General features: G+C 61.9%; 25 protein-coding genes. 12 read left to right on the top strand and 13 right to left on the bottom strand.

Annotation, left to right across the window (positions count from 1 at the left end; all coding sequences use genetic code 11):
- The 7 genes from AC2FMD_RS01975 to AC2FMD_RS01945 all read right to left on the bottom strand — a co-directional run bounded on the left by AC2FMD_RS01975 (position 1) and on the right by AC2FMD_RS01945 (position 6,994).
- Positions 1–1,449, bottom strand: a complete 1,449-nt coding sequence (locus tag AC2FMD_RS01975; protein WP_496794592.1) for a TadA family conjugal transfer-associated ATPase — start codon at positions 1,447–1,449, stop codon at positions 1–3.
- Between the two features lie 27 nt (positions 1,450–1,476).
- Positions 1,477–2,712: a CpaE/TadZ family protein gene (locus AC2FMD_RS01970; protein ID WP_496794591.1), complete on the bottom strand. Its 1,236-nt coding sequence runs from the start codon at positions 2,710–2,712 to the stop codon at positions 1,477–1,479.
- A 198-nt stretch (positions 2,713–2,910) separates the two neighbouring features.
- A complete protein-coding gene (locus AC2FMD_RS01965) occupies positions 2,911–3,540 on the bottom strand; it encodes an OmpA family protein (RefSeq protein WP_496681407.1) in 630 nt (209 codons plus the stop codon).
- A gap of 16 nt (positions 3,541–3,556) precedes the next feature.
- Complete coding sequence (locus tag AC2FMD_RS01960) at positions 3,557–4,966, bottom strand: type II and III secretion system protein family protein (RefSeq protein ID WP_496711365.1); 1,410 nt, start codon at positions 4,964–4,966, stop codon at positions 3,557–3,559.
- Positions 4,967–5,173: 207 nt separating this feature from the next.
- Complete coding sequence (gene cpaB, locus AC2FMD_RS01955) at positions 5,174–6,055, bottom strand: Flp pilus assembly protein CpaB (protein ID WP_496681410.1); 882 nt, start codon at positions 6,053–6,055, stop codon at positions 5,174–5,176.
- Positions 6,056–6,287: 232 nt separating this feature from the next.
- Entirely contained in the window at positions 6,288–6,524 is a 237-nt protein-coding gene (locus tag AC2FMD_RS01950) for a hypothetical protein (protein ID WP_496743391.1), read from the bottom strand.
- A gap of 227 nt (positions 6,525–6,751) precedes the next feature.
- Positions 6,752–6,994, bottom strand: coding sequence for a Flp family type IVb pilin (locus AC2FMD_RS01945; protein WP_496681414.1), 243 nt, complete (start codon positions 6,992–6,994; stop codon positions 6,752–6,754).
- Between the two features lie 352 nt (positions 6,995–7,346).
- On the opposite strand from AC2FMD_RS01945, the gene AC2FMD_RS01940 reads away from it, so the two are divergent.
- The gene (locus tag AC2FMD_RS01940) at positions 7,347–8,213 is read left to right on the top strand and encodes a lytic transglycosylase domain-containing protein (protein ID WP_496743389.1); all 867 of its coding nucleotides are present in this window, start codon (positions 7,347–7,349) and stop codon (positions 8,211–8,213) included.
- A gap of 49 nt (positions 8,214–8,262) precedes the next feature.
- Here AC2FMD_RS01940 and AC2FMD_RS01935 read toward each other — a convergent pair whose 3' ends face one another.
- From AC2FMD_RS01935 to tldD, 5 genes are all read right to left on the bottom strand, one after another.
- Positions 8,263–8,889, bottom strand: coding sequence for a 3-oxoacid CoA-transferase subunit B (locus AC2FMD_RS01935; RefSeq protein ID WP_490361858.1), 627 nt, complete (start codon positions 8,887–8,889; stop codon positions 8,263–8,265).
- Entirely contained in the window at positions 8,889–9,593 is a 705-nt protein-coding gene (locus AC2FMD_RS01930; RefSeq protein WP_040634234.1) for a CoA transferase subunit A, read from the bottom strand. The genes AC2FMD_RS01935 and AC2FMD_RS01930 overlap by 1 nt, the downstream gene beginning before the upstream one ends.
- A 114-nt stretch (positions 9,594–9,707) precedes the next feature.
- A complete protein-coding gene (gene topA, locus AC2FMD_RS01925; protein WP_496743387.1) occupies positions 9,708–12,323 on the bottom strand; it encodes a type I DNA topoisomerase in 2,616 nt (871 codons plus the stop codon).
- A 144-nt stretch (positions 12,324–12,467) separates the two neighbouring features.
- Positions 12,468–13,604, bottom strand: coding sequence for a DNA-processing protein DprA (gene dprA / locus AC2FMD_RS01920; protein WP_496794590.1), 1,137 nt, complete (start codon positions 13,602–13,604; stop codon positions 12,468–12,470).
- Between the two features lie 226 nt (positions 13,605–13,830).
- A complete protein-coding gene (gene tldD / locus AC2FMD_RS01915; RefSeq protein ID WP_496794589.1) occupies positions 13,831–15,252 on the bottom strand; it encodes a metalloprotease TldD in 1,422 nt (473 codons plus the stop codon).
- A 176-nt stretch (positions 15,253–15,428) separates the two neighbouring features.
- Here tldD and coxB point away from each other — a divergent pair, with 176 nt between their 5' ends.
- The 11 genes from coxB to AC2FMD_RS01860 all read left to right on the top strand — a co-directional run bounded on the left by coxB (position 15,429) and on the right by AC2FMD_RS01860 (position 25,396).
- Positions 15,429–16,340, top strand: coding sequence for a cytochrome c oxidase subunit II (coxB, locus tag AC2FMD_RS01910; protein WP_496681428.1), 912 nt, complete (start codon positions 15,429–15,431; stop codon positions 16,338–16,340).
- Positions 16,341–16,422: 82 nt separating this feature from the next.
- Complete coding sequence (gene cyoE / locus AC2FMD_RS01905) at positions 16,423–17,379, top strand: heme o synthase (protein WP_496743386.1); 957 nt, start codon at positions 16,423–16,425, stop codon at positions 17,377–17,379.
- Positions 17,376–17,537 carry a cytochrome c oxidase system small membrane protein gene (locus tag AC2FMD_RS01900; RefSeq protein WP_496743384.1) on the top strand — a complete coding sequence of 54 codons (162 nt, stop codon included), beginning with the start codon at positions 17,376–17,378 and terminating at the stop codon, positions 17,535–17,537. The genes cyoE and AC2FMD_RS01900 overlap by 4 nt, the downstream gene beginning before the upstream one ends.
- A complete protein-coding gene (locus AC2FMD_RS01895; protein WP_496681434.1) occupies positions 17,537–18,112 on the top strand; it encodes a cytochrome c oxidase assembly protein in 576 nt (191 codons plus the stop codon). The genes AC2FMD_RS01900 and AC2FMD_RS01895 overlap by 1 nt, the downstream gene beginning before the upstream one ends.
- A gap of 22 nt (positions 18,113–18,134) precedes the next feature.
- Positions 18,135–18,950, top strand: a complete 816-nt coding sequence (locus tag AC2FMD_RS01890; RefSeq protein WP_496681436.1) for a cytochrome c oxidase subunit 3 — start codon at positions 18,135–18,137, stop codon at positions 18,948–18,950.
- A 172-nt stretch (positions 18,951–19,122) separates the two neighbouring features.
- Positions 19,123–19,800: an SURF1 family protein gene (locus tag AC2FMD_RS01885; protein WP_496743382.1), complete on the top strand. Its 678-nt coding sequence runs from the start codon at positions 19,123–19,125 to the stop codon at positions 19,798–19,800.
- Positions 19,797–21,185: a threonine synthase gene (thrC, locus tag AC2FMD_RS01880; RefSeq protein ID WP_496743381.1), complete on the top strand. Its 1,389-nt coding sequence runs from the start codon at positions 19,797–19,799 to the stop codon at positions 21,183–21,185. The genes AC2FMD_RS01885 and thrC overlap by 4 nt, the downstream gene beginning before the upstream one ends.
- Positions 21,182–22,444: a M16 family metallopeptidase gene (locus AC2FMD_RS01875; RefSeq protein ID WP_496681442.1), complete on the top strand. Its 1,263-nt coding sequence runs from the start codon at positions 21,182–21,184 to the stop codon at positions 22,442–22,444. The genes thrC and AC2FMD_RS01875 overlap by 4 nt, the downstream gene beginning before the upstream one ends.
- The gene (locus tag AC2FMD_RS01870) at positions 22,444–23,028 is read left to right on the top strand and encodes a GNAT family N-acetyltransferase (RefSeq protein WP_496681444.1); all 585 of its coding nucleotides are present in this window, start codon (positions 22,444–22,446) and stop codon (positions 23,026–23,028) included. The genes AC2FMD_RS01875 and AC2FMD_RS01870 overlap by 1 nt, the downstream gene beginning before the upstream one ends.
- Positions 23,029–23,120: 92 nt before the next feature.
- Positions 23,121–23,939, top strand: coding sequence for an MBL fold metallo-hydrolase (locus tag AC2FMD_RS01865; protein WP_496681447.1), 819 nt, complete (start codon positions 23,121–23,123; stop codon positions 23,937–23,939).
- A 38-nt stretch (positions 23,940–23,977) separates the two neighbouring features.
- A complete protein-coding gene (locus tag AC2FMD_RS01860; protein ID WP_496743566.1) occupies positions 23,978–25,396 on the top strand; it encodes an FAD-binding oxidoreductase in 1,419 nt (472 codons plus the stop codon).
- 37 nt (positions 25,397–25,433) lie between these two features.
- Here the strand turns inward: AC2FMD_RS01860 and AC2FMD_RS01855 are convergent, their stop codons facing one another.
- Complete coding sequence (locus AC2FMD_RS01855; protein ID WP_005977763.1) at positions 25,434–25,916, bottom strand: fasciclin domain-containing protein; 483 nt, start codon at positions 25,914–25,916, stop codon at positions 25,434–25,436.
- Between the last annotated feature and the right edge of the window lie 84 nt (positions 25,917–26,000).

Raw genomic sequence — 26,000 nt, 5'->3', positions numbered from 1 at the left:
CTACATGGTCGTCGGTTCATAGATCGATGCGGGCAGGTCATACCCCCAAAGACGGAACCGTTCCGAATAGTGGCTGCGTACGCCCGTGGCCGTGAAGTGACCGATGATCTTGTTATCGGGTGTCAGGCCAACGCGTTGAAAACGAAAGATTTCCTGCATCGAGATCACGTCACCTTCCATGCCTGTAATCTCGGTGATCGAGGTCATGCGGCGCGAGCCGTCCTGCAGGCGGCTGGCCTGCACGATCAGGTTCACGGCGCTTGCGATCTGGCTGCGCACGGCCTTGATCGGCATTTCGATCCCGGCCATCGCGATCATGTTTTCCAGACGCGAGATACCGTCGCGGGCCGAGTTGGCGTGGATCGTGGTCATCGAGCCGTCGTGGCCGGTGTTCATGGCCTGCAACATGTCGATCACCTCGGCGCCGCGTGTCTCGCCGACGATGATGCGGTCGGGGCGCATCCGCAGGGCGTTCTTTAGACAGTCGCGCGGGCTGACTTCGCCCTTGCCTTCCACGTTGGGCGGGCGGCTTTCCATCCGGCCAACATGGGTCTGCTGCAGCTGCAGTTCCGCCGTGTCCTCGATGGTCAGGATGCGTTCGGCATCGTCGATGAAGCTGGACAAAGCGTTCAGCGTGGTGGTCTTACCCGAGCCGGTACCACCCGACACGATGATGTTCAGGCGGGTGGACACCGCGGCCTGAAGATAAGCGGCCATTTCCTCGGTAAAGGCGCCGAATTTCACAAGGTCGTCGATGCTGAGCTTGTCTTTCTTGAATTTCCGGATCGACACCAGCGATCCATCCACCGCGATAGGGGGGACCATTGCGTTGAAACGCGACCCATCTGCCAGGCGGGCGTCGACATAGGGGTTCGACTCATCGACACGCCGGCCCACGGCCGACACGATCTTGTCGATGATCCGCATCAGGTGCTTTTCATCCTTGAAGGTGACGTCGCTCAACTCTAGCTTGCCGAACCGTTCGACAAAGATCTGATGCGGGCCGTTGACCAGAATATCGCTGACCGTGTCGTCCTGCAGCAGCGTTTCCAGAGGACCGAGTCCGGTCACCTCGTCATACAGCTCTTTGTTCAGCTGCGAGCGGTCTTCGCGGTTAAGAACGATGTTCTTGGCTTCCAGGACTTCGCTTGCGATGGCGCTGATCTCGGCCCGAAGTTCCGCCTCGGACGCGTTTTCCAGCGCAGCTAGGTTCAGGTTTTCCAGAAGCTCGCGATGCAGCTCGATCTTGATCTCGCTCAGGCGCTCTTTGCGCTTGCGCTCGCGGTCCATTCTCTTGACTTCGCCCTGTTTTTTGACCGCGGGCTTGCGCGCGACGGCCGTCGAAGATGACGGCTGGGCCGAGCTCGCAGGTGCTTCCGGAGACTTGGCTGTCTCGGTCGGCGTGGCCACCGGCTGAGCGGCTGGTTGCTTCTTGTATCGTGAAAACACGGCGGCTCCTCCCCTTGGGGGCTGTGATTATGCGGCCTCGGCGCTGTTGCTGCCGAGGCTGTGCAATGACTGAGCAAGTTTGGCGATTTCCCGACGCAGCGGGTTCTTGGCGGCGGAATTGGCCAGAGGCAATCCGTGATCGCCGGCCTGAAGAACCGGTTTGCCACCATCCGGCAGCTGCAGGTCGATTGAAATGCCCAGGCTTTCGCCCATGCGCTTGACCCGGCTCTTGCCATTGAGATCGGTGAATTTCGGCGCGCGGTTCAGCGCGAAACGCAACTTGTTGAAGGGCAGTTCCTCGGCCTGAAGCGCCCGCTTGAGACGCAGCGCGTTCTGGGCCGAGCGCATGTCGAGTTCGATCAGGGCGAAATACACATGTGCAGCCTGCAACACCGTTTCGGACCAATGCACCAGCGTCTTGGGCATGTCGATCAGAACGTAGTCATAGTGTTTGCGGGCCATGTCGATCACGCGCTGAATATCTTCGGGCGTGAGCAGGTCCAGCGGCACCATGTCCGACGGGGCCGTCAGCACGTCGAGCTTGTCATCGAATTTCTGCAGCGCCTGTGCGAACACGTCATCATCCATGGCGGCGGTGTCCGACAGCATCTCGAACACGGCTTCGCGGCGGGGAAGATCCAGATAGGTCGATACTGTCCCGTACTGAAGATCAAGGTCGATCAGGCAGACCCGAGGGGCATCCTTGCCCGAAACGGTCGCAAGTTCCCAGGCAAGGTTCACCGCTATGGTCGTGGCGCCGACGCCGCCGGCCAATCCTTGAACCACCAGAAGCGCGCCTTCCTTCGGCGACCCGGCCGCCAGCGGCACGGCGGTTGGTTGTGGCACCGGTTCGGGATCGGGCTGGTTCATACGGTCGATGGCTTCTTGCAACTCGTTTTCCGGCAGAGGGTAGGGAACGAACTCGTCCGCCCCCTTGCGCAGCAGTTGATGCAGCGCCGCCGGCGTGACGTCTTCGGCGATCAGAACAACCTTGATGTTTTTGTCCTTGGCCTTCGTGATGATCTCGCCCATCAGCGTCAGATCGTCTTCATCCTCGCCATCGATGGCCAGAGCCACGAATTGAAGGGATTCGGCTTCGGGTTGGTTGAAAAAGGCAAGCGCTTCGGCAAAACCAAGATCACCCCAGCGTTCACCCAGGGCGGTTTCCATGTCCTCGATCAGCAGGTCGAAGTTCTGCACGTCCCGGCTGATCGTACATGCCAGAATGGCGGTATCATCATTTTGCGGCGTGGCGCTCGTCATTAACACAATCCTCGTCGTAGGAGCGCAGCAAACGTCGATACGGTCGAGAATCGTGTGTCGGTTTGCTGTCGCCCTGTTGCGGCCAATTTCGGCCGCAGGTCACCCAATTGTTCACAATGTCGCTTGGAACTGGGGCAAGAATGGGGCGCAAAAAAACCAATTGTAGGGAAACGGGCGACGATGTCGCCCGATTTCCAATTATTGTTCGCTGGTCTCGCCCAGCGCCGTCTCGCGGCTCAACTTGCTCGGGTAGGTCGCGCTTTCGACATACTCGCGATAGATGACCTCGGCGTATTTCCCATCCAGGATGTTGGGATGGCGGTCCACAAGGCCGGATACCTCGGTCACGGTGCGCCGGTTGCGGCGGTCGCGATTCGGTGTCGCCACCAAAGGCTTGGTCTTGCCGAACGACACCAACGCCTCGAGGCGCGCGCGTGAGATCCCCTGTTGAACAAGGAAATTCACCGCCGCATTCGCGCGGCGCAGACCCAGGTTGTAGTTGTAGCTCTGCGAGCCGACCGCATCCGTGTGTCCATAGACGCGGAACCGGGCTTCGGGGAACTGTTTGATCCAGTTGGCCTGTTGCAAGAGGATCCGGCGCGCCGACTCGTCCAACTGGGCGCTGTCGAAGGCAAAGTTGATCTGGGTCGGGACCTCGGCCGCGAAGCGCTGAGCCAGGATCTGGCCATAGGACAACTCGCCGTTCATGACCTGAACGTTGTTTAGGGTCGCATTGCCAAAGGCGCCCTGGTCGATCTCGTAGCCGGCTTCTCGGGTGCAGTTGGCAACCGCGACTGCAAGACCCAGTGTGATCATCCACTTTTGCATTGGTCTGTCCTCCCTATCAGTCCAGGACATAGCCGTAGGAGCTGCCGAAATCCTGTTTGGCAACTTCCGACGCCGCGCCGTTGCCCGTGCGCTCGGTGCGGGCTACACGACCATTGACGAAAAGGTCGAATTCGCTTGGCGGTTTGACCCGATCCGTGGGCAAGGCCAGCGCTTCGCCGCGCGTCGGCGACACAAGATGCGCGGTGATGATGATCACCAGTTCGCTCTGCTCGCGCTGGTATTCGGCGCTTCGGAACAACGCGCCCAGCACCGGAACGTCGCCCAGCCAGGGGATCTGATTGCTCAGGTCGGTAAAGTCGTCCTGGATCAGGCCCGCGATCGCAAAACTTTCTCCGTCGCGCAGTTCAACCGTCGTGCTGGTCTGGCGCGTGATGAAACTGGGAACGTTGTCGCCGTTGATGGTGAAGTTCGAGCCGGTGTCGATGCTGGACACCGACGCGGCCATCTCGAGGTTGATCAGGTCACCGTCAACGACCCGCGGCACAAAGTCGATCTCGACGCCGAAGGCCTTGTATTCGATGGCAACCACGCCGTCATCCTGCGGTACGGGAATCGGAACCTCGCCACCGGCGAGGAACGTCGCCTCCTGGCCGGACAGGGCCGACAGGTTCGGTTCGGCCAAGCTGCGGGCCAAGCCTTTGGCTTCCAGCGCTTCGAGCAGCAGGCGAACCTGGGTCGACCCCGCGCCGAAGCCGAACAGGATGGCGCCCGTATTGGACTGGGCCACCGGAATTCTGTTGGCCAAGGCATTGGTCAGGGCGGGCTGGTTGTTCAGAGTGTTGATGCCGCCGGTCACGTCACCGCCGCCAAAGCCCAGTGAGGCTGACAGGTTCTTGGCCACCGAGCGGTTCATTTCGGCAAAGCGGACCTTCAGCATGACCTGCTGCACACCACCGACATTCATCAGGTTCGATACGCGTTCGGGGGCGTAGCGCTCGGCCAGTTCCAGTGCCCGCGCCAGCTTGGCCGAGCTGGAAACCGTGCCAGACAGCACGATCCCGTCATTGGCGGTGCGCACCTCGATCGGTTCGTTTGGCAGAATCTGCCTCAGGCGCTCTTTGAATTCGGTCACGTCCGGTGCGACCCGAACACTCACATTGGTGATCAGATTGCCGGCGCCGTCGAACAAGGTCAGCGTCGTCATGCCGGGCGCCTTGCCCAACACATAGATGGTGCGGTCCGAAAGCGACGAAATATCCGCGATGCCCGCATTCGCGATGCTGAGCTCCGCGAAAGGTGTTTCGCTTTCAACCACGATGGCGCGGTTGATCGGCACATCCAGCGTTTCCGCCGTACCTTTCTTGACCACGCGAAGATTTTCGGCCCAAGCGGCATCGAAGCCGGCCGGGCTCGTAACAAGCGCTACCCCCAAAAGGGTTGCGCCAATCCAGGAACGAAATGTCATGTGACCTGCCTCTCCGATCACCACTCAGTTTTTTGTGGGTCTATTGCCCTATGATGGCGAACTGTGCGCGAATTCGGGTTTTATTGCAATAATCAAGGGTTTCCGGAATTTTCCTTATGTGGAGAATGGGCAACAACCAAAACGAGAGAAGCCGCGCACAAAGCGCGGCTTCATTCCGAATTTGGCTGGCAAGCTATTGAGCAAGCGTCAGTTTGTGCAGGGGATCGGCGTCTCTACGATCTGATCGCCCCGGCGGGTCCGAATGGTGCAGACCTTCTCCTCTTGCTTGACCGGAGCAGGTGCGCTCTCCTTGATGCCCAACAGCTTACGCTGGTCCATTTCGATGGCGCTTGCGACGGTTTCATCCTGTACGCCCACCAAAGCCAGCGACAGCCGCCCGGTGTTCTGCGCCTGTGCCAGTGCCGCGATCTGTTCGGGGGTGGCGGCCACCGTCACCGTTCGGGCAATGGTCGTGCCCGTCACGTCGGAACCGGCCGTCTGGTCCACGGCTATCAATTCGATATTCGGCTGGATCAGGCGCGTGATCTCGCCGTTCGCGCCCTCGACCGCGCCCCGCAACGACCCGGTCCAGTACACATCGACCACATCACCGGGGCGCAGGAAGCCCGAAACGCCCGAGGCCACGTCCACACTGATGGCAAAGGCGCGTTTGCCCTTTTCCAGCAACGAGGTCAGGCCGGCTGGTTCACCCGGTTTGGTGATCTTCACCGCCATGATGGCCTCGTCCTTTTCCATCGCACGCAAAACGAACCGCTCGTTCTGGCCCGTTTCGGGGAACAGCGCGGTCATGTCGGTGAACGTGCCTTCGGGAATCGCGTTTTCGGGCCATTCGACCACGCGCACATCCTCGGTGGTCAGCGGTTCACCATATTTCAGTTTGCGAGTCGAGACGATGACGCCCACGGTTGGCACCACGTTGACTTTGGCATTCGCGAGCGCCTCTTGAGCCGCCTGTTTTTCCCGGGCCAGTGCGTTTTGATACTCGGCAATGTAATTTCGGGCCATGTACACCGCGCCACCAGCTAGGGCGACCCCGATGATCAGGACAAGTCCAAAAACAGCTCGCATGCGTTCACCTCTTTATTTTGTTGGTCGCACGTGTATCGGCCCAAACAAGACATTGAAACAGCATATTTGATAAATCGGAATTGTGTCGAAATGTGGGACAAATTCCGGATTTTCGCCAGGGTTGTTGGGGAAACGCTCCAAGTGACGTCCCCGCGCAGCAAAGCGCCGCGCGAAATTCTGTCTGGTCAACCTTGGCAATGCCCGAGACTCACCCGGGAAGTGTTTCGAGGCCTCAACTTCCGCTGGTGCCCGCGGTCACGATGCCGCCGTTCTCTCCAGCGCTGGTGCCAGTACTGACGGTTGAACCGCTCAACGCGGTATCAACGTTGCCCCCCATGTTGGTGGTGGCCGTTTGAATGACCAGATAGGTCACCATCGACAGTCCAACGACCAGCGCGGTTACGACAACCCAATCAACTGTGACAGCGCCGCCTTCGTTGCAAATGAATTTTTTTGCAAAGCGGATCATTGTGTATACCCCTTAACCGTCGGCGTCCCGTGTCTTGCGCGAACCGCGCAGCAGGTGCCGACCATACCGTTGCTTTCGTCTCCTCGTGCAACCCGGCTGCCCGTCCATGGCGGACAGCAGGTTGGCCGGGCGGGGAACTATGCTCGGTTCAACACACGAAGTCCTACGTTTTGGTTAAAAAAAAGGCCGCGCCAGTTTGGCGCGGCCCAGAATGCATGTTTCGGGGCTTAGCTGCCGCCGGTGCCGGTGCCTGCGGTGGTGATACCACCGGCTGCGCCGGCGTTGGTGCCGGTCGAAACGGTTGCACCGCTCAGAGCGCTGTTCACGTTGGTGGCCAGGCCGGTCGCGCCGCCCGAGATCTGCGTGTAGGCAACGGTGCCCAGGCCCACGACGGCCGCGGTCAGAACGACCCAGTCAACAGTCACGGCGCCGCTTTCGTCGTTGCGGAATTTCTTGAAGAGCTTGATCATGTTACGTCCCTCCTAAAGGATCACTAAGCTAATAAAACCTCGGGGTCTTTCCAGAGCGTCCTCTCTCAGTCTGCTCATGACCGTCTCGGTATGGCATTATGTTTGCCCTGCCCGCATGGCAGGATTTGGGCCAAACAGATGATTTTCTTCCGCGTGCTTAACTTTTTAGTCATTTTTCTTGGAACACATTGAAGTGTAACAAAAAAAAATTCCTCATATCTTCGGGGTGGGGCGCGTTCCGATGCAAAATTGCGGCAAATGAGGCAAAAACGCCCCAATTCATGTGGTTTTTCTGGCCCGCAGCGCGGATTCGCGTAACAAATCAACGCCAAAAGAAGATGAGGCAGGTAAGATGAGAATCCCGAGCGTACTGACATGCGCCGGCGTTTTGGCGTTTGCAGCAGCTTTCGTTGCACCGGCCCAGGCCACCGATATCGAACCGCGCGGCGTCTACAAACGGATCAAGGCGCCCAAGCCGGGCACGCGTCCGCATGTCACCGTCCAGATATCGGCCGAGGAACATGCCAAGGCGCCATCGGCCCCCAGCACGGGCGCCACGCTTGTCGTGCCCGACATCATTGCCCGCACCAAAGTACCGGCGGCCAACCTTCCGCAGATCCAGCCCGAGAAAACGCCCGAAGGTGCATACAAGGCCTTCTGGGCGAGGATTTCGCCTGACATGGCCCAGGCTGGTCCGGGAAGGCTGGATCCAGCGCTTCAGGCGCTGGCAACGGTCGGGGTCGCTTCGCCGCGGCTTCAAACACTGCAGCGCATCGTCGAGCAGCGCGGCGTGGATATCCTGCGCTCGACCGTGGGCACCAAGGTATCGCCCGCTCTGGTGCTGGCGGTGATGTCGGTGGAGTCCGGCGGACGCGAGACGGCCGTCAGCTCGGCCGGGGCGCAGGGTTTGATGCAGCTGATGCCCGCCACCGCCAAGCGGTTCGGGGTGACCGACAGCATGCTGCCGGAGCAGAACATTGCCGGTGGCGTGAAATATCTCGACTGGTTGATGGGAGAGTTCGGGAGCGATCCGATCCTCGTGCTGGCCGGTTACAACGCGGGGGAGGGCGCAGTGCGCAAACACAATGGCGTGCCGCCTTACGCTGAAACCCGCGACTATGTGCCCAAGGTGCTGGCGGCGTTCCAGGTCGCCCGCGCCTTGTGCGCCACACCTCCCGATCTTGTTTCCGACGGTTGCGTGTTTCAGACCATGAAGTGAAAAAGGCCCGCGCAATCGCGGGCCTTTTCAATTCCCAACGCCAACCGGGTCAAGCGACGATGGTCGCCTCGGTCGCCGCGCGCATGTCTTCTTCGGTGACGCCATCGGCCAGTTCTACGATCTTCAGGCCGCCTTCGACGACGTCCAGCACGCCCAGGTTGGTGATGATGCGGTCAACCACGCCCTTGCCGGTCAGCGGCAGGGTGCATTCCTTCAGCACCTTGCTGTCGCCGTGCTTGTTGGTGTGGTCCATCACCACGATGACCCGTCCGACCCCGGCCACCAGGTCCATCGCGCCGCCCATGCCCTTGACCAGCTTGCCCGGAATCATCCAGTTGGCCAGATCGCCCTTCTCGTCGACCTCCATCGCGCCCAAAATCGCCGCCGCGATCTTGCCGCCGCGGATCATGGCAAAAGACGTGGCGCTGTCGAAATAGGCGGTGCGGGGCAGTTCGGTGATGGTCTGCTTGCCAGCGTTGATCAGGTCGGGGTCTTCTTCGCCCTCATAGGGGAAGGGGCCCATGCCCAGCATGCCGTTTTCCGATTGCAGGGTGATGTCCTTGTCGCCCACATAGTTCGCCACCAGCGTCGGAATTCCGATGCCGAGGTTCACATACATGCCGTCTTCCAGTTCCTCGGCCGCACGCGCGGCCATCTGATTGCGATCCCAAGGCATTACGCTTCCTCCTTCTTGCGGGTGGTGCGCTGTTCGATGCGCTTTTCGTGCTGACCTTGAATGACCCGGTGCACATAGATGCCGGGCAGGTGGATGCAGTCGGGATCCAGCGAACCGCGCGGCACGATCTCTTCGACCTCGGCCACGCAGATCTTGCCGCAGGTCGCCGCCGGCACGTTGAAGTTGCGGGCGGTCTTGCGGAACACCAAGTTGCCGGTGTCGTCGGCTTTCCATGCCTTGACGATGGCCAGATCGGCAAAGATCCCCTCCTCGAGGATGTAGGTCTCGCCGTTGAACTCCTTGTGCTCCTTGCCCTCGGCGATCACGGTGCCGACGCCGGTCTTGGTATAGAAGCCCGGGATACCCGCGCCGCCGGCGCGCATGCGCTCGGCCAAGGTACCTTGTGGGGTGAATTCCAGCTCAAGCTCGCCCGACAGGTACTGGCGCATGAATTCGGCGTTCTCACCGACATACGAGCTGATCATCTTCTTGACCTGCCGCGTCTGCAGCAGAATGCCGATGCCGAAATCGTCGACGCCTGCGTTGTTCGAGGCAAAGGTCAGATCCTTCACGCCCGACTCCTTGATCGCCTGCAGCAGCAATTCGGGAATGCCGCACAGGCCGAACCCGCCGGCCGCGATCAGCATGCCATCCCGAAGTATCCCATCGAGGGCCTCGGTGGCATTGGCATAGACTTTCTTCATGGAAAACTCCCCCAATGACATGGTGATGGGCAGGTTGTGCCGCCACGTCATTGGGAAGTCAATGAAACCTGCGGGCGGGTGGTATTTCTACCTAACCGCCCGCGGGGGCCTGGATCAGCTGGCTTTCTTCTTGGTGGCTTTCTTCTTGGGCGCGGCCTTTTTGCGGGTGCCTTTCTTGGCCGCCTTCTCATTGACCAGTTCCACCGCCATTTCGGGCGTAACGTCCTCGGGCTTGATGTCCTTGGGCAGGGTCGCGTTGACCTTTTCCCACTTCACATAAGGCCCATAGCGCCCGTCCAGAACCTGGATCGCGCCGCCATCGGGATGCTCGCCCAGTTCCTTCAGCGGTTTGGCCGCAGCCCGTCCCCGCCGCCCGGGGTTGGCGCGCTTTTCCGCCAACAGTTCGACGGCCCGGTTCATGCCGATTTCGAACACGTCGTTGGGATCCTTGAGATTGGCGTAGACCGGCTTCGCCTCGTCCGGTAGCTGGTGCATGATATAGGGACCGAAGCGCCCGAAATTGGCGCTGATCATACCGCCCTCGGGGTGTTCGCCAATCTCGCGCGGCAGGCTCAGAAGGGTCAGCGCCTTCTCAAGGTCCATGGCATCCTTGTTCCAGCCCTTCGGCAAAGAGGCGCGCGGCGGTTTCTTGTTCTCGGGCGTGGCTTCGCCGCGCTGGACATAGGGGCCGAAGCGTCCGGATTTCAGCCAGATCTCATCTTCGCCATCCATGCCCAGCAGACGTTCCTCGCCCTCGGCGCCTTCACCGGCGATGGGGCGGGTATAGGTGCATTCGGGATAGTTCCCGCAGCCCACGAATCCGCCGGTCCGCGAGGTTTTCAGGTGCAGCCGTCCGACCCCGCATTTGGGGCAGATGCGCGGATCCGAGCCATCCTCGCGCGGGGGGTACAGCTGCGGGGCCAGCGCCTCGTCCAGCTTGTCGAGCACTTCTGAAATCCGCAACTCGGACGTCTCGGCGATCGCGGCCGAGAAATCGCGCCAGAACTTGGATAGCAGGTCCTTGTAGTCGCGGGCGCCGGCGCTCACCTCGTCCAGCTGCTCTTCGAGGTTGGCGGTGAATTCATACCCCACATACTGACGGAAGAAATTCAGCAAGAAGATCGTGACGATCCGGCCCTTTTCCTCGGGGATCAGGCGGTTCTTGTCCTTGCGCACGTAACCGCGGTCCTGAATCGTGGTGACGATCGAGGCATAGGTCGAGGGTCGCCCGATACCCAGTTCTTCCATCCGTTTGACCAGGGTCGCCTCGGTATAGCGCGGCGGCGGCTGGGTGTGGTGTTGCAGCGCCAGAACTGCTTGGTTGTCCGACAGGATGGCCTTCTTGTCCGCGCCGTCGGCGGTGGCCTTGTCAAACTGATCCTTCAGCGTGGTCTTGGCAAAGCGCGCCGGATCACCCTGCATGATCTGGGGCAGACGCTTGTCATCCTCGTCCTCGACATCGTCGCGGCCTTCCTCGTAGACGCGCATGAAGCCGTCGAATAGCACGACCTGACCGGTGGCGCGCAGGCCGACCTGACCGTCATCGCTGCCGATTTCGACGGTGGTGCGTTCCAGCCGCGCAGCGGCCATCTGGCAGGCGATCGTGCGTTTCCAGATCAGATCGTACAGCTTGCGCTGATCGTCATCCGACAGTTTCAAGGCGGCGGCGTCCTTGGTCATGTCCGTGGGCCGGATGCATTCGTGCGCTTCCTGCGCGTTCTTGGCCTTGTTCTTGTACATGCGCGGGCTGTCCGGCACGTATTCGGCACCGAACCGGTCCTTGATCGCGTCCCGCGTGGCCGCGACGGCCTCGGGCGCCATGTCGATGCCGTCGGTTCGCATATAGGTAATGTGCCCGGCCTCGTACAAACGCTGGGCCACCTGCATCGTGTGGCGCGCGCCCATACCGAACTTGCGGCTGGCTTCCTGCTGCAGGGTCGAGGTCATGAACGGAGCGCTGGGGTTGCGCGCGGCCGGCTTGGCCTCGACCGAGGTCACGCTCAGCGCGCGGCTGGTGATGGCCTGCACTGCCAGTTCGGCCTGGGTGGCGTTGGCGATGTCATGCTTGTCCAGCTTCTTGCCGGCCAGCGTGACCAGCCGCGCCTCATAGGTTTGGCCGCGCGGCGTTTCGAACAGCGCCTTGACCGACCAGTATTCGACGGGCTTGAACGCCTCGATCTCCATCTCGCGCTCGACGATCAGGCGCAGGCAGACCGATTGCACGCGTCCGGCCGATTTCGCGCCGGGCAGCTTGCGCCATAGAACCGGCGACAGGTTGAAGCCGACCAGATAGTCCAGTGCGCGCCGGGCCAGATAGGCCTCGACCAGAGGCATGTCGACCTCGCGCGGGTTCTGCATCGCCTTGGTCACCGCATCCTTGGTGATGGCGTTGAAGGTCACGCGCCGAACCTCGGTGTCCTTCTTGATCGAGCGGCGCTTGGTCAGCGCCTCTTGCAGGTGCCAGCTGATCGCCTCGCCCTCGCGGTCGGGGTCGGTGGCCAGGATCAGCGCGTTGTCATCCTTGAGCGCATCCGCGATGGCCTTGACGTGTTTGCGGCTATCGGCGGCGACCTCCCATTTCATGGAAAAATCGTGGTCCGGATCGACCGATCCGTCTTTCGGAGGCAGGTCGCGAACATGGCCGTACGAAGCCAGAACCGTGTAGTCGGGGCCGAGATATTTGTTGATCGTTTTTGCCTTGGCCGGGGATTCTACAACAACTACAGGCATTTAGTCTAAAACCTCGCTCGACGGATTGGGCGGCATGTATGGCCGTGCAAGATGTGGAGGGCAAGGCGGATTTGTCAATGCACTGTATTGCGCGTCCGAATTCCGGTGCGCTGCGAGCCGGTGAAACGACAAATCGAACCCGGGTCAGACGGCCAGAGACAACAGCCCGCCCGCCTGTCTTTGGATGCGCCCCGCCAGCTCCAGTTCGACCAGAATCGGGCCGACGGCGCTGGCCGGAACCTGCACGTCCCGGATCAGTTGGTCTTCGGCCACCGGCGAAGGACCAAGGCGCGACAGGATCATGCCCTGCAAGTCATCGGTCGAAATCGGATGCACGTGATCCGGAGCGGGCTGCGGGGCAGCGGACGCATCGAACAGATCGGTCGTCTGTGGAGGCAGGGCTTCGATCACGTCGTCGACCGATCGCACCAGCGTGGCGCCTTCGCGGATCAACAGGTTGCACCCCGCCGCGCGCGCGTCGAACGGATGGCCCGGCACGGCCAACACGTCGCGCCCCTGGTCCAGAGCGTCGCGCGCAGTGATCAGACTGCCGGATTTGGCAGCGGCTTCGACCACCACCACCGCCTGCGCCAGGCCCGAGATGATCCGGTTGCGACGGGGAAAATGCCGGGCTTGCGGGGTGACGCCCATGGGCTGTTCGGACAGGCGCAGACCCCGCAGCGCTATATCGCGGGCCAAATCCGTGTTCTCGGCCGGATAGATGACGTCGACACCACCGGCCATCACTGCGACCGTTCCAGATTCCAACGCGGCCTTGTGGGCAGCGGTATCGATTCCCCGCGCCAACCCCGAAACTACGACATAGCCTTGTGCGCCCAGCCCGCCTGCCAGTGCGCGGGCCATCCGTGCGCCCAACGACGAACAGTTCCGAGCCCCGACAAGGGCAATCATCTTCCGATGCAGGATTGACGTATCCCCAATTGCCCAAAGCAGGGGGGGCGCATCGGACAAGTCCGCCAGCATTGAGGGGTAGTCAGCCGAGCCAAGGCACAAAAGCCGCGCTTTGGCGGCTTTTGCGGCCTTGAGCTCTGCCTCGATCACGCCGGGTGGGCATGTTTCATACCCTTTGACTCCGGCAGCGCGTGCCACTTCCGGCAGCGCGGCCAGCGCATTCTGCGCCGAGCCATGTTCGTGCAGCAGGCGCCGGAACGTGGCCGGGCCGACCTTGCGCGAACGCATCAGACGAAGCCAAGAAAACCGGTCCTCTTCCGTGGTGGGTGGGAGTGGGGGGTGAATGGAAGATTGCTGCTCTTCGGTCATCCGTGGCTCCGCCTGATTGCAGAACTGGTTTACGGCTGGCCGGGTTAACAGCCCGTGAATCTCGAAAAATTTTAGGAGTTAAGGCGAGTGTTTCAGGCGTGATTGTCGATATAATATTGAAAAGATAACAAAAATTTTTTTCCTGCCTGGCGTCCGCGCGGGTGCGAAATGTTTGGAAGGGCGGCCCCGGTTAACCGAGCCGAGGCCGCTCCAACATTGATTCGCCTCAGGCGGCAGACCCGCCCACGGTAAGGCCATCCATCAAAACGGTGGGCTGGCCTACGCCGACCGGAACCCATTGGCCGTCCTTGCCACAGGTCCCCATACCCGGATCCAACGCCATGTCATTGCCCAGACCCCGGATACGCTTCAGCGCCGACGGGCCGTCGCCGATCAGCGTCGCGCCCTTGACCGGGGCGCCGATCTTGCCGTTCTCGACCCGGTAGGCCTCGGTGCAGCTGAACACGAACTTGCCGTTTGTGATGTCGACCTGGCCGCCGCCGAAACCCACGGCCCAGATGCCGTCCTTGATCTCGGCAACCAGATCCGCCGGGTTGGCATCGCCGCCCAGCATGATCGTATTGGTCATGCGCGGCATTGGCTTGTGCGCATAGCTTTGCCGCCGTCCGTTGCCGGTGGGGGTCACCCCCATCAGGCGCGCATTCTGGCGGTCCTGCATGTAGCCGGTCAGGATCCCGTCCTCGATCAGCACGGTGCGCGAACTGGGCGTGCCCTCATCATCCACGGTGATCGAGCCCCGGCGATCGGGGATGGTCCCGTCATCCACCACGGTCACGCCCTTGGAGGCGATCCGCTGCCCCATCAGCCCGGCGAAGGCCGAACTGCCCTTGCGGTTGAAATCTCCTTCCAAGCCGTGGCCGATCGCCTCGTGCAACAGGATGCCAGGCCAGCCGGGGCCCAGTGCGACTTCCATCACGCCGGCCGGAGCTGGGACGGCGTCAAGGTTGACCAAAGCAATGCGCAAGGCTTCGCGGGCCTTGTCCTGCCAATCGGCCGGATCAATCAGCCCGTCGAGCCCGACCCGTCCGCCGCCGCCGGCCGATCCGCTCTCGCGGCGGCCGTTCTGCTCGACGATGACCGAGACATTGACCCGCGTCATCGGGCGCACGTCACGCACCAGGGTTCCGTCGGGGCGCAGGATCTCGATCTCCTGAACCGATGCGGCAATCACCGCGCTTACCTGAACAACGCGCGGATCAAGGTCGCGGGCGAAGCTGTCGATCTGGCGCAGGGTCTCGATCTTGACCGGAAAGCTGGCGGATTCGATCGGGTCCTCGTCGGTGTACAGGTTCTTGTTCGTCGCTCGCGGTGAGTCGGCAAGTGTCCCTCCACCATCCCCGACGGCCAGCCGCGCGGTTTCGGCCGCGCGTTTCAATGCCGGGATGGATACGTCGGTAGAATGGGCATATCCTGCTACTTCACCCTGAACCGCCCGCAGGCCGAACCCCTCGGACGCATCGTACGAGGCCGACCGCAGACGACCGTCATCAAAGACAAGAGATTCGGACTTGCGGCGCTCGACGAACAGTTCGCCGTCCTCGGCGCCATCGGTGGCCGACCGCAGCACGGTCAGCGCCTCGTCTTGCGGCAAAACGGTTTCGAACGGGCGAAACGGGGCGTGAGTCATTGGTTGCGGCCTTTCGGATTTGATCCAGATCAAAAATAGCGTCTGTTTGACGCAAGCATTTTGCTTTATCTAGCCCTCGGAATATGGTTTTTAACGCGGCCAAAGACAACGGGAGAGGTGTGACCGATTCACACCTGTTCGCCAGAGACGCAAAGATCAAACGATCAGGACAGAAAATGAAGAATGCTTTGATGCTTTCGGGGGTGTTCGCAGCCCTCTCCAGCCTTCCCGCCATGGCTCAGGACCTTGAGATCATCGGCAAGCCGGTCGACGGCGGCATGGGTTTCCAGCCCGCGGCCACCAGCCTGGCCGAAGGGATTCAACGCCTTGACGGCATGATTCTGGTGATCATCACCGCGATCTGTCTGCTGGTCGCAGGCCTGCTGGTCTATTGCATCGTGCGCTACAACCAGCGTGCAAACCCGACGCCGGCGCGATTCTCGCACTACACCCCGGTCGAGATCGCTTGGACTCTGGGCCCGATCCTGATTCTGGTGTTCATCGGGGCATTCTCGCTGCCGGTTCTGTTCAAGCAGCAGGAAATCCCCGAGGGCGACGTCGTCATCAAGGTGACCGGCAACCAGTGGTACTGGACCTACGAGTATGTCGATCACGAATTTGCCTTCGACAGCTATCTGCTGGGGCACCCTGCCACCTTGGACGAAAGCGCCCGTCCGGCCGATGCCGAAGTCACGCCGTTCGTTCTGGATGACGCGATGCGCGCCAAGCTGGCTGATGCCGGCTACAGCGAGGATGAGTGGCTGCTGGCCACCGACACCGCCGTCGTGGTGCCCGTCAACAAGGTGGTCGTGATGCAGGTCACCGCGGCCGACGTAATCCATTCGTGGACGATTCCGGCCTTTGGCGTCAAGCAGGACGGTATTCCGGGCCGCTTGGCCGAGCTGTGGTTCAAAGCCGACAAGGAAGGCATTTATTTCGGTCAGTGTTCCGAGCTGTGCGGCAAGGACCACGCTTACATGCCGATCACCGTCAAGGTCGTCAGCGAAGAAGCCTATGAGGAATGGCTGAAATCGGCGCAGGAAGAATATGCCGGCCTGCCCGCGTCGTTCCAGATAGCTGCGAACTGACCGCCTTAGGGCCTGAGGCCCGATCGAAACCAAGGACAGGCTGCGCGGGTTTCGCGCAGCTTTCGCACCACAAGGACCTGTCATGACCGACGCGAGCATCAATGCCAGCACACTTGCCGCACAACCCCGTGCGGACGAGGCCGGCTTTGGCGACTATTTCGCGCTGCTCAAGCCGCGGGTGATGTCGCTTGTCGTGTTCACCGCGTTGGTGGGGCTGCTGGCCGCACCTGTGTCCGTGCACCCCTTCGTCGGGTTCTGCGCGATCCTGTTCATCGCCATCGGCGGCGGCGCCTCGGGTGCGCTGAACATGTGGTGGGATGCGGATATCGACAAGGTAATGAAGCGCACCAAGGGTCGTCCGATCCCGTCGGGCAAGGTCGAACCCGGCGAGGCGATGGCGCTGGGCCTTGCCCTGTCGGGCCTGTCGGTGATCATGCTGGGCTTGGCGACCAACTGGTTCGCGGGCGCGTTTCTTGCCTTTACCATCTTTTTCTATGTCGTGATCTACACGATGTGGCTCAAGCGCCTGACACCGCAGAATATCGTGATCGGCGGCGCTGCGGGAGCGTTTCCCCCGGTGATTGGCTGGGTTGCCGCCACGGGTTCGATGACGCTCGAACCGTGGCTGATGTTTGCCCTGACCTTCATGTGGACACCGCCGCATTTCTGGGCGCTGGCGTTGTTCATGCGCTCGGATTATGACGACGCGGGCGTGCCGATGCTGACAGTGACGCATGGACGCCGCGCCACACGGACCCATATCCTAGTCTATACCGCATTGCTGGCCCTGCTGGCCGTGGGCACCGCTTTCTCGGGCATCGGTGGCCCGATTTACTTGGCTGTGGCCGTAGTTTTGAACGCGCTGTTCCTGCAGGGGGCCTGGGCCATCTCGCGTCGCACCGAAGACGATGCCGAGGCGGACAATTTCAAGGTCGAGCGCAGCTTTTTCAAGCTGTCGCTGCTGTACCTGTTCCTGCATTTCGGCGCGATTCTCGCCGAGGCGTTGTTGAAACCCTACGGGTTGGGAGGCTGGTTATGAGCCTGCGCAAAAGCCATGAGCTTCACCAACGCCGGTTCGGCCGCAACGTGGGTGTTGGGCTGACGTTGGCGGCGTTCATCGTGATCATCTTCGGCCTGACCATCGTCAAGGTCTCGGGCAACGATTTCGGTGTGGACATCGAGGAGGTTCAGAACTGATGGCTTTGACCGGACCGCAGAAGACCGTTGCGCAGACCGTTGGTCTGGTTGTTCTGATGGGCAGCCTGGCCTGGGCGGCTGTGCCGTTCTACGACTGGTTCTGCCGGGTCACCGGGTTCGGGGGCACCACCGGAGTGGCTGAGGCCACGCCTGATGAGATCCTCGACCGTGTGGTGACCGTTCGCTTCGACGCGTCCAAGGCCAAAGACATGCCGTGGGAGTTCAAGCCCGTCGAGCGCGAGATGAAGGTGCGTATCGGCGAGACCGGTCTGGCGTTCTACGAGGCGTACAACCCGACGAACAAGCCAGTTGCGGGACAGGCATCGTACAACGTGACGCCCTATTCCGCCGGAGGATACTTCCAGAAAATCGCCTGTTTCTGCTTTGAAGAGCAGGTTCTGGAGCCCGGTGAGCGGGTCGAAATGCCCGTAACTTTCTTCGTCGACCCCGAAATGGTGGAAGACCCCGAAGCTCAGTATGTTCATACGATCACGCTGTCGTATACATTCTACGAAATCGACCTGCCCGAGGGCTATGCCGCCCTTGATGCGCAGGCAGAAACAAACACGAACTAACGCCTGTAGGTGAGGGACGCTGATGGCACACGCAAAAAACCACGATTACCACATTCTGGCCCCGTCGATCTGGCCGCTGATCGGCTCGATCGGTGGCTTCGTCATGCTGTTCGGAGCCGTCTTGTGGATGCACGGAGTGACGTCCTTCGTGTTCTGGGCCGGTCTTGTGGCGGTTCTGTACACGATGTTCGGCTGGTGGTCGGACGTGGTGGCCGAAAGCCGCGCCGGTGACCATACACCGGTCGTGCGCATCGGTCTACGCTATGGCTTCATCCTGTTCATCATGTCCGAGGTGATGTTCTTCTTTGCCTGGTTCTGGTCGTTCTTCAAGCATCGGATGTACCCGATGTACGAATATGCCGGTACTGAATACGTCCAGCCGGATATCCACGCGGTGGATCCGTTCCACCTGCCGCTGATCAACACGCTGATCCTGCTGCTGTCGGGTTGTGCCGTGACCTGGGCACACCACGCCCTGGTGCACGAAAATGACCGCAAGGCACTGGTCCAGGGCCTGGCAATCGGCATCTTTCTTGGGGTCGTTTTTACGGCTTTGCAGGCCTATGAATATTTTGAACTGCTGGCCCACGAAGGATGGGAATTCGGCGGCGACCAGTTCTATTCGAACTTCTTCATGGCCACCGGCTTCCACGGTGCACATGTGATCATCGGCACCATCTTCCTGACGGTCTGTCTGATCCGTGCGATGCGGGGCGATTTCACTCCGGAAAAACACATCGGCTTCGAGGCGGCTGCCTGGTATTGGCATTTCGTTGACGTCGTCTGGCTGTTCCTGTTCTTCGCGGTTTACATCTGGGGCCAAGCACCGCTGATGTAACGCCCGCGAGGCTGTCGAATTGCAAAAGCCGCCCCTCGGGGCGGCTTTTTCTCGATCAGGGGCGCAGGGGATTGCGCCCCGTACAATTGCACGGTTGCATTTCCGTGCGCACAGACCGTAACAAGACGCCGGCTTGACCCCGAGCCGGTATGACACGCAACAAGGGCTAGATATGCGCCGCATCCTGTTTCTGCTGATTTTCGGGCTCGCCGGGCTGGCGGTTCTTGTGTCTCTGGGCACTTGGCAGGTTCAGCGCCTGGCGTGGAAAGAGGGCATTCTGGCCGACATCGAAGCCCGGATCGCCGCCGATCCGGTATCGCTGCCCGAGGCGTTCGATCCCGATGCCGACCGTTATCTGCCCGTCGAGGTTTCAGGCGAGATGCTGCCCGGCGAAATCCATGTACTGGTTTCGGTCAAGCAGGTCGGGCCGGGCTATCGGATCATCGCGCCCTTCCGAACCGGTGATCGCACGATCCTGGTGGACCGGGGCTTTGTCCCCACAACGGCCAAGCAGGCCGAGCGCCGGACCGGACCCATGCAGGTTGTCGGAAATCTGCATTGGCCGGATGAGATCGACGGCTATACTCCCGATCCGGACCGGGCGGGCAACATCTGGTTTGCCCGCGACGTGCCCGCGCTGGCCGATGCGCTTGGGGCCGAGCCGATCCTTCTGGTTGCCCGCAACCAAACCGATCCCGCCATCACGCCGCTGCCGGTGGATACGGCGGGCATTCCCAACGACCATCTGCAATACGCGGTGACATGGTTCGGTTTGGCGCTGGTCTGGGCCGCAATGACCGGATATTTCCTGTGGCGCGGCCGCGCCCCATCAGAAAGTGACGCGCAATGAAATACATTTCGACCCGCGGGCAGGCGCCCGAACTGAGCTTTGAAGAGGCGATGCTGACCGGTCTGGCCCGCGACGGTGGCCTTTACCTGCCTGCCGAAATTCCGGTTCTGAGCCAGGACGAGATCGCCGCGCTGGCCGGGCTGCCCTACGAAGAGATCGCGTTCCGCGTTATGTGGCCGTATGTCAGCGGCTCTTTCGCCGGGGACGAGTTCAAAGAGATCATTGCACGCGCCTATGCCGGGTTCGGTCACGATGCCCGCGCGCCGTTGAAGCAGCTGAACGAGAACCACTTTCTGCTGGAACTGTTTCACGGGCCCACGCTGGCCTTCAAGGATTTCGCCATGCAGCTGATCGGTCAGCTGTTCCAGGTGGCGCTGAAACGGCGGGGCGAGCGTGTTACCATCGTGGGCGCCACCAGCGGTGATACCGGATCGGCCGCGATCGAGGCGTTTCGGGGGCTGGATGCGGTCGATGTGTTCATCCTGTTCCCGTATGGCCGCGTGTCCGAGGTGCAACGCCGCCAGATGACCACCCCCGCCGACAGCAACGTGCACGCGCTGGCCGTCGATGGCGATTTCGACGACTGTCAGGCCGCCGTGAAGGACATGTTCAACGATTTCGACTTCCGCGACGGGGTCAAGCTGGCGGGGGTGAACTCAATCAACTTTGCCCGGGTGCTGGCGCAGGTGGTCTATTATTTCTCGGCCGCGACCAGCCTGGGTGCGCCGCACCGCAAGGTCAGCTTCACGGTGCCCACCGGCAATTTCGGCGACATCTTCGCGGGCTATATCGCCAAGCGGATGGGTCTGCCCATCGACCGTTTGGTAGTGGCGACCAACCAGAACGACATCCTGCATCGCTGCCTGTCGGGGCAGGGCTATTTCAAGGGAGACACCATCCCCTCGATCAGCCCGTCAATGGACATTCAGGTCAGCTCGAACTTTGAACGCGCGCTGTACTATGCCTATGGCGAAGACGGGCGGGCCGTGGCGCAGTTGATGGACGAGTTGAAACAGGGCGGCTTCCACGTCAGCCAAGGCGCGATGGAGGCTCTGCGCGAAAGTTTCGACTCGGGTCGTGTGTCCGAAGCGGAAACGCTGGCCACGATCAAATCCACGCTGCAACACAGCGCCGAGTTGGTCTGCCCGCACACTGCCGTGGGCATCAAGGTGGCCGAGGACACCCGCGCCGCCGATGTGCCGATGGTCACGCTGGCCACCGCGCACCCTGCGAAATTCCCCGCCGCGGTCGAGCAGGCCAGCGGTGTGCATCCGCCTCTTCCCTCGCGCATGTCCGATCTGTATGAACGTCCGGAACGGGTGACCCGCATCGCCAACGATCTGGGCGCCATCGAGGATCATATCAAAAGGCACATTGCTGAGTGACTGTCAGACTGGACCAACTAACGAACGGCTTTCGGATCGTCAGCGAACAGATGCCGGGGCTGCAATCGGCCGCCATCGGCATCTGGGTGACCGCCGGCGGGCGGCACGAGCGGATCGAACAGAACGGCATCGCGCATTTCCTCGAGCACATGGCCTTCAAGGGCACCGAGCGGCGCTCGGCCCTGCAGATCGCCGAGGCGATCGAGGATGTGGGCGGCTATATCAACGCCTATACCTCGCGCGAGGTGACGGCCTATTACGCCCGGGTGCTTAAGGATGACGTGGCGCTGGCGATGGACGTGGTCGGCGACATCGTCCTGAACCCCGTCTTCGACCCGCGCGAGATCGAGGTTGAGCGCGGCGTGATCCTGCAGGAGATCGGCCAGGCGCATGACACGCCCGACGACGTGATCTTTGACTGGCTGCAGGAACAGAGCTATCGCGATCAGCCGCTGGGCCGCACGATCCTGGGGCCGACCGAACGGGTCAGCGCCTTTTCGCGCGACGACCTGTCGGCCTTCGTGGCCGAGCACTATGCGCCCGACCAGATGATCCTGTCGGCGGCGGGCGCCGTCGATCATGACCAGCTGATGAAACTGGCCGAAGAGATGTTCGGCCATCTGCAACCCCGCAAGGGGCTGCTGCCTGAGCCCGCCCGGTTCACCGGCGGCGAGGCGCGGCGGGACAAGGTGCTGGAGCAGGCGCATTTCGCGTTGGCGCTGGAAAGCCCGGGCTATCGCGATGACGAGATCTATACCGCGCAGATCTATTCGACCGCGCTGGGCGGCGGCATGTCCTCGCGCCTGTTCCAGGAAGTGCGCGAGACTCGCGGCCTGTGCTATACGATCTTTGCCCAGACCGGCGCCTATGCCGACACGGGAACGACCACGATCTATGCCGGAACCTCGGCCGATCAGGTGGGCGAGCTGGCCACCATCACCATCGACGAGATGAAGCGCGCCGCCGAGGACATGAGCGCCGAGGAGGTTGCCCGCGCCCGGGCGCAGATGAAGGCCGGGATGTTGATGGGGCTGGAAAGCCCCTCGAACCGAGCCGAACGTCTGGCCCGTCTGGTGCAGATCTGGGGCCGTGTTCCACCGCTCGAGGAAACCGTGGCCAAGATCGACGCGGTCAACACCGCAGACGTCCGCGCCTTTGCCGAGAAGATGGCGGTTCAGGCACCGGCGGCGCTGGCGCTTTATGGGCCGGTCGGTAGTGCGCCGACGCTCGAGCAGTTGCAGGAGAGGCGCGCGGCGTGATGCTGTTGGGCAGACGCAGGCTGAAACTCGAGACCGAGCGGTTGAGCTTGCGCCCGCCCGTGCATTCCGACTTCAACGACTGGGCCGCGCTGCGGCTGGCCTCGCGCGAGTATCTGACCCCGTGGGAGCCGATCTGGGCCAAGGACCATCTGACCCGCAAATCGTTCACCAACCGTGTCTACTGGGCGCAACGCTCGGTGGCCAATGGCACGGCAGTTCCGCTGTTCCTGTTCCGCCGCGCCGACGACGTTCTGGTGGGCGCCATCACGCTGGACAACATCCGCCGGGGGCCGGCGCAGGCCGGAACCCTGGGATATTGGACCGGGCAGGTTTTTGCCCGGCAGGGGTATATGCGCGAGGCCATCGGCGCCGTGGTGCATTACGCCTTTACCCGCCTGGACCTGAGCCGGATCGAGGCCGCCTGCCTGCCGGAAAACGCCGCCTCTCGCGGGCTATTGGAAAGCTCGGGCTTCAAATACGAGGGCGTCGCGCAATCCTATCTGCAGATCAACGGGCGTTGGCGGACGCATGTGCTCTATGCGTCGCTGCGATCGGACCGGCGCGGGCGGACGGACGCGGGCTAGGCCGCCCGTTCGGCGCTGGTTCCGGCGGGACTGTTTCCGAAATCTTGGCCCCGCGACGTGACTCGGGTACCGGATGCGCTAGACTGTCTGGCATGAGGAGTATTTTGACGGGTCTGATCTTGCTGGCAGGGACGGCGGCGGCGCAGGAGCGTCGGCCGAGCCATTGCATCGCCATCGCCCAGAACACCCCCGGAATCCAATATCTGCACAAGGCGGCGTGGCAGGATCCGGTGCCCGAATTTTCGGTCCGGATCAGCTATGTCGCGCATGCGTCCTTTCTGATCCAGACACCGGGCGGGCTGAATGCGGTGACCGACTATACCGGCTTCATCGGCGGTGCGGATCTGATCCCCGACATCGTGACGATGAACCACGCCCATGACACCCATTGGACCGCCTATCCCGATCCGGCCATACCGCATGTGCTGCCGGGGTGGGGCGAGTTCGGGCAGGGCATCGAACACCATCTCGATCTGGGCGAATTGCTGGTGCGCAACGTTTCGACCGATATTCGGTCCGCGTATGGCGGGGTGGAAGAGCGCGGAAACTCGATCTTCGTGTTCGAGGTCGAAGGCCTGTGCATCGGCCATCTGGGGCATCTGCACCATGTGCCATCCGACGAACAGTTCGCGGCCTTGGGGCGGCTGGACGTGGTCATGGCGGCGGTGGACGGGGGCACGACCATGCCCTTGCCCGAGATGATCTCGGTCCTGCAACGGCTGAAAAGCTCGGTCATCATTCCGATGCACTGGTTCTCGGGATATTCGCTGGACCGGTTCCTGGCCGATATCCGATCCGACTTTCCGGTGCGCCGGGACGGGGTTTCGGAAATCGAAGTATCGCTGCGGACCTTGCCGGACCGCCCGACGGTGGTGGTGCTCGAGCCGCGATACTTGATGGAGCTGGAATAAGCCTTGCCGTCCGCCGCAGGCTTGGGCATGCAGAGGGCATGCATTTGAACCCTGCCGACGAAACCTTTGCCGAAACCATCCGCGCCTGCCTGGGTGACGATATTCTGCGCTCGGTCGAGCCGCGTTATCTGGAAGAGCCGCGCAGCCGCTTTGCCGGGCATGCGGGTCTGCTGGCCTTGCCTCGCACGGTTGAGCAGGTCGCAGCCTTGGTGCGGTTGGCGTCCGAGGCCCGCGTGCCGGTGGTGCCATACGGTGGCGGCACTGGCCTTGTGGGCGGGCAGGTCATGGCGGATGGCCCCGCGCCCCTGATCCTGTCGCTCGAGCGGATGCGCGCGATACGGGCCGTTTACCCAACCGAAAACATCCTGATCGCCGAGGCTGGCGCGGTGCTGGCCGACATTCAGGCCGCGGCCGGGACGGCCAACCGGCTGTTTCCGCTGTCGCTGGCGGCGCAGGGGTCCTGCCGGATCGGGGGAAACCTGGCCACCAATGCCGGGGGCTTGAACGTCCTGCGCTATGGCAACGCGCGGGATCTGTGCTTGGGGCTCGAAGCGGTTCTGCCCAACGGGGACATCTGGCACGGGCTGGGGCGGCTGCGCAAGGACAACACCGGCTATGACTTGCGCAACCTGCTGATCGGATCCGAGGGCACGCTGGGGGTCATCACCGCCGCCTCGCTCAAGCTGTTCTCGCGTCCTGCCGGGCTGGGCACGGCGATCTTTCAGGTGACCAGCCCCGAAGCGGCGATCGACCTGCTGGCCCTGGCCCGGGACCATCTGGGCGAAACCGTCAGCGCGTTCGAACTGATCCACAGACAGGGGCTGGATTTTCTGGCAGAGGTCTTGCCGGACGTGCGGCAACCCTTTGACACACCGCCGGAATGGTCAGTCCTGATCGAGCTGGGATTGCCGACCGGGCACGAGCCCGAGGCGGCGCTGGAGTCCTTGTTCGTCGCTGCCGAGGCCCGCAGTCTGGTGTCAGACGGCGTCATCGCCCAGAGCGCCGCGCAGCGCGACGCGCTGTGGTCGGTGCGCGAACGTATCCCCGAGGCGAACCGGTTGATCGGTTCGGTGTCCAGCCATGATATCTCGGTTCCGATTTCGCGGATCCCCGACTTCATCCGCCAAGGTGGCAAGGCGATTGCGGCCCTCGGACCGTTCCGGGTGAACTGTTTTGGTCATTTGGGGGACGGCAACCTGCACTACAACGTCTTCCCGCCCAGAGGCCGCGACCGGGGTGAGTTCGATGACCGGCGCGCCGCGATCAAGCGCGCGGTTCATGACCTGGTGCATGAATTTGAAGGATCGGTCAGTGCCGAGCATGGGGTGGGCCGTCTGAAGACCGGCGATCTGGAACGCTATGGTGATCCGGCCAAACTGTCGGCGATGCGCGCCATAAAGGCTGCTTTGGACCCGCTCGGCATAATGAACCCGGGCGCCGTTCTGTCAGATGCGTGAGTGCGGCCCGGTGCGCCGGGCCGCAACTACCAATCCGTTACGATGCGGGCAGGATAACCTTGTCGATGACGTGGATCACGCCATTGCTGGTTTCGATATCTGCCTGAACGACATTTGCGTCATTGACCATGACACCGTTGTCGAGGTCGATTGTGATCTCTCCACCCTGAACGGTGGCGGCAGTCATGTCGTCGGACAGATCACCCGACATCACCTTGCCCGGAACCACGTGGTAGGTGAGGATCGCCACAAGCTGATCCTTGTTCTCGGGCTTCAGAAGCGTTTCCACGGTGCCTTCGGGCAGAGCGGCAAATGCCTCATCGGTGGGCGCGAAAACGGTGAAGGGGCCTTCGCCCTTCAGCGTGTCAACCAACTCGGCCGCCTGTACGGCTGCGACCAGAGTGTTGAAACTGCCGGCGCTTACAGCGGTGTCCACGATGTCCTTGCCGTGGCCGTCGGCCATGGCAGCGGTCGAAAACAGGATACTGGCGACGCCGGCAACAGCGAATTTGCGAAACATGATCTACTTCCCTTGTTGAGGATGTCATCGGCGACATCAGGGGCGATACGGCGACAGGCCGGGAAGGGATCATACGTCGGCGGC

It is taken from the genome of Ruegeria sp. BHSC276 (genome assembly GCF_059612945.1).
This window is presented reverse-complemented; position numbering and strand designations above follow the sequence as displayed.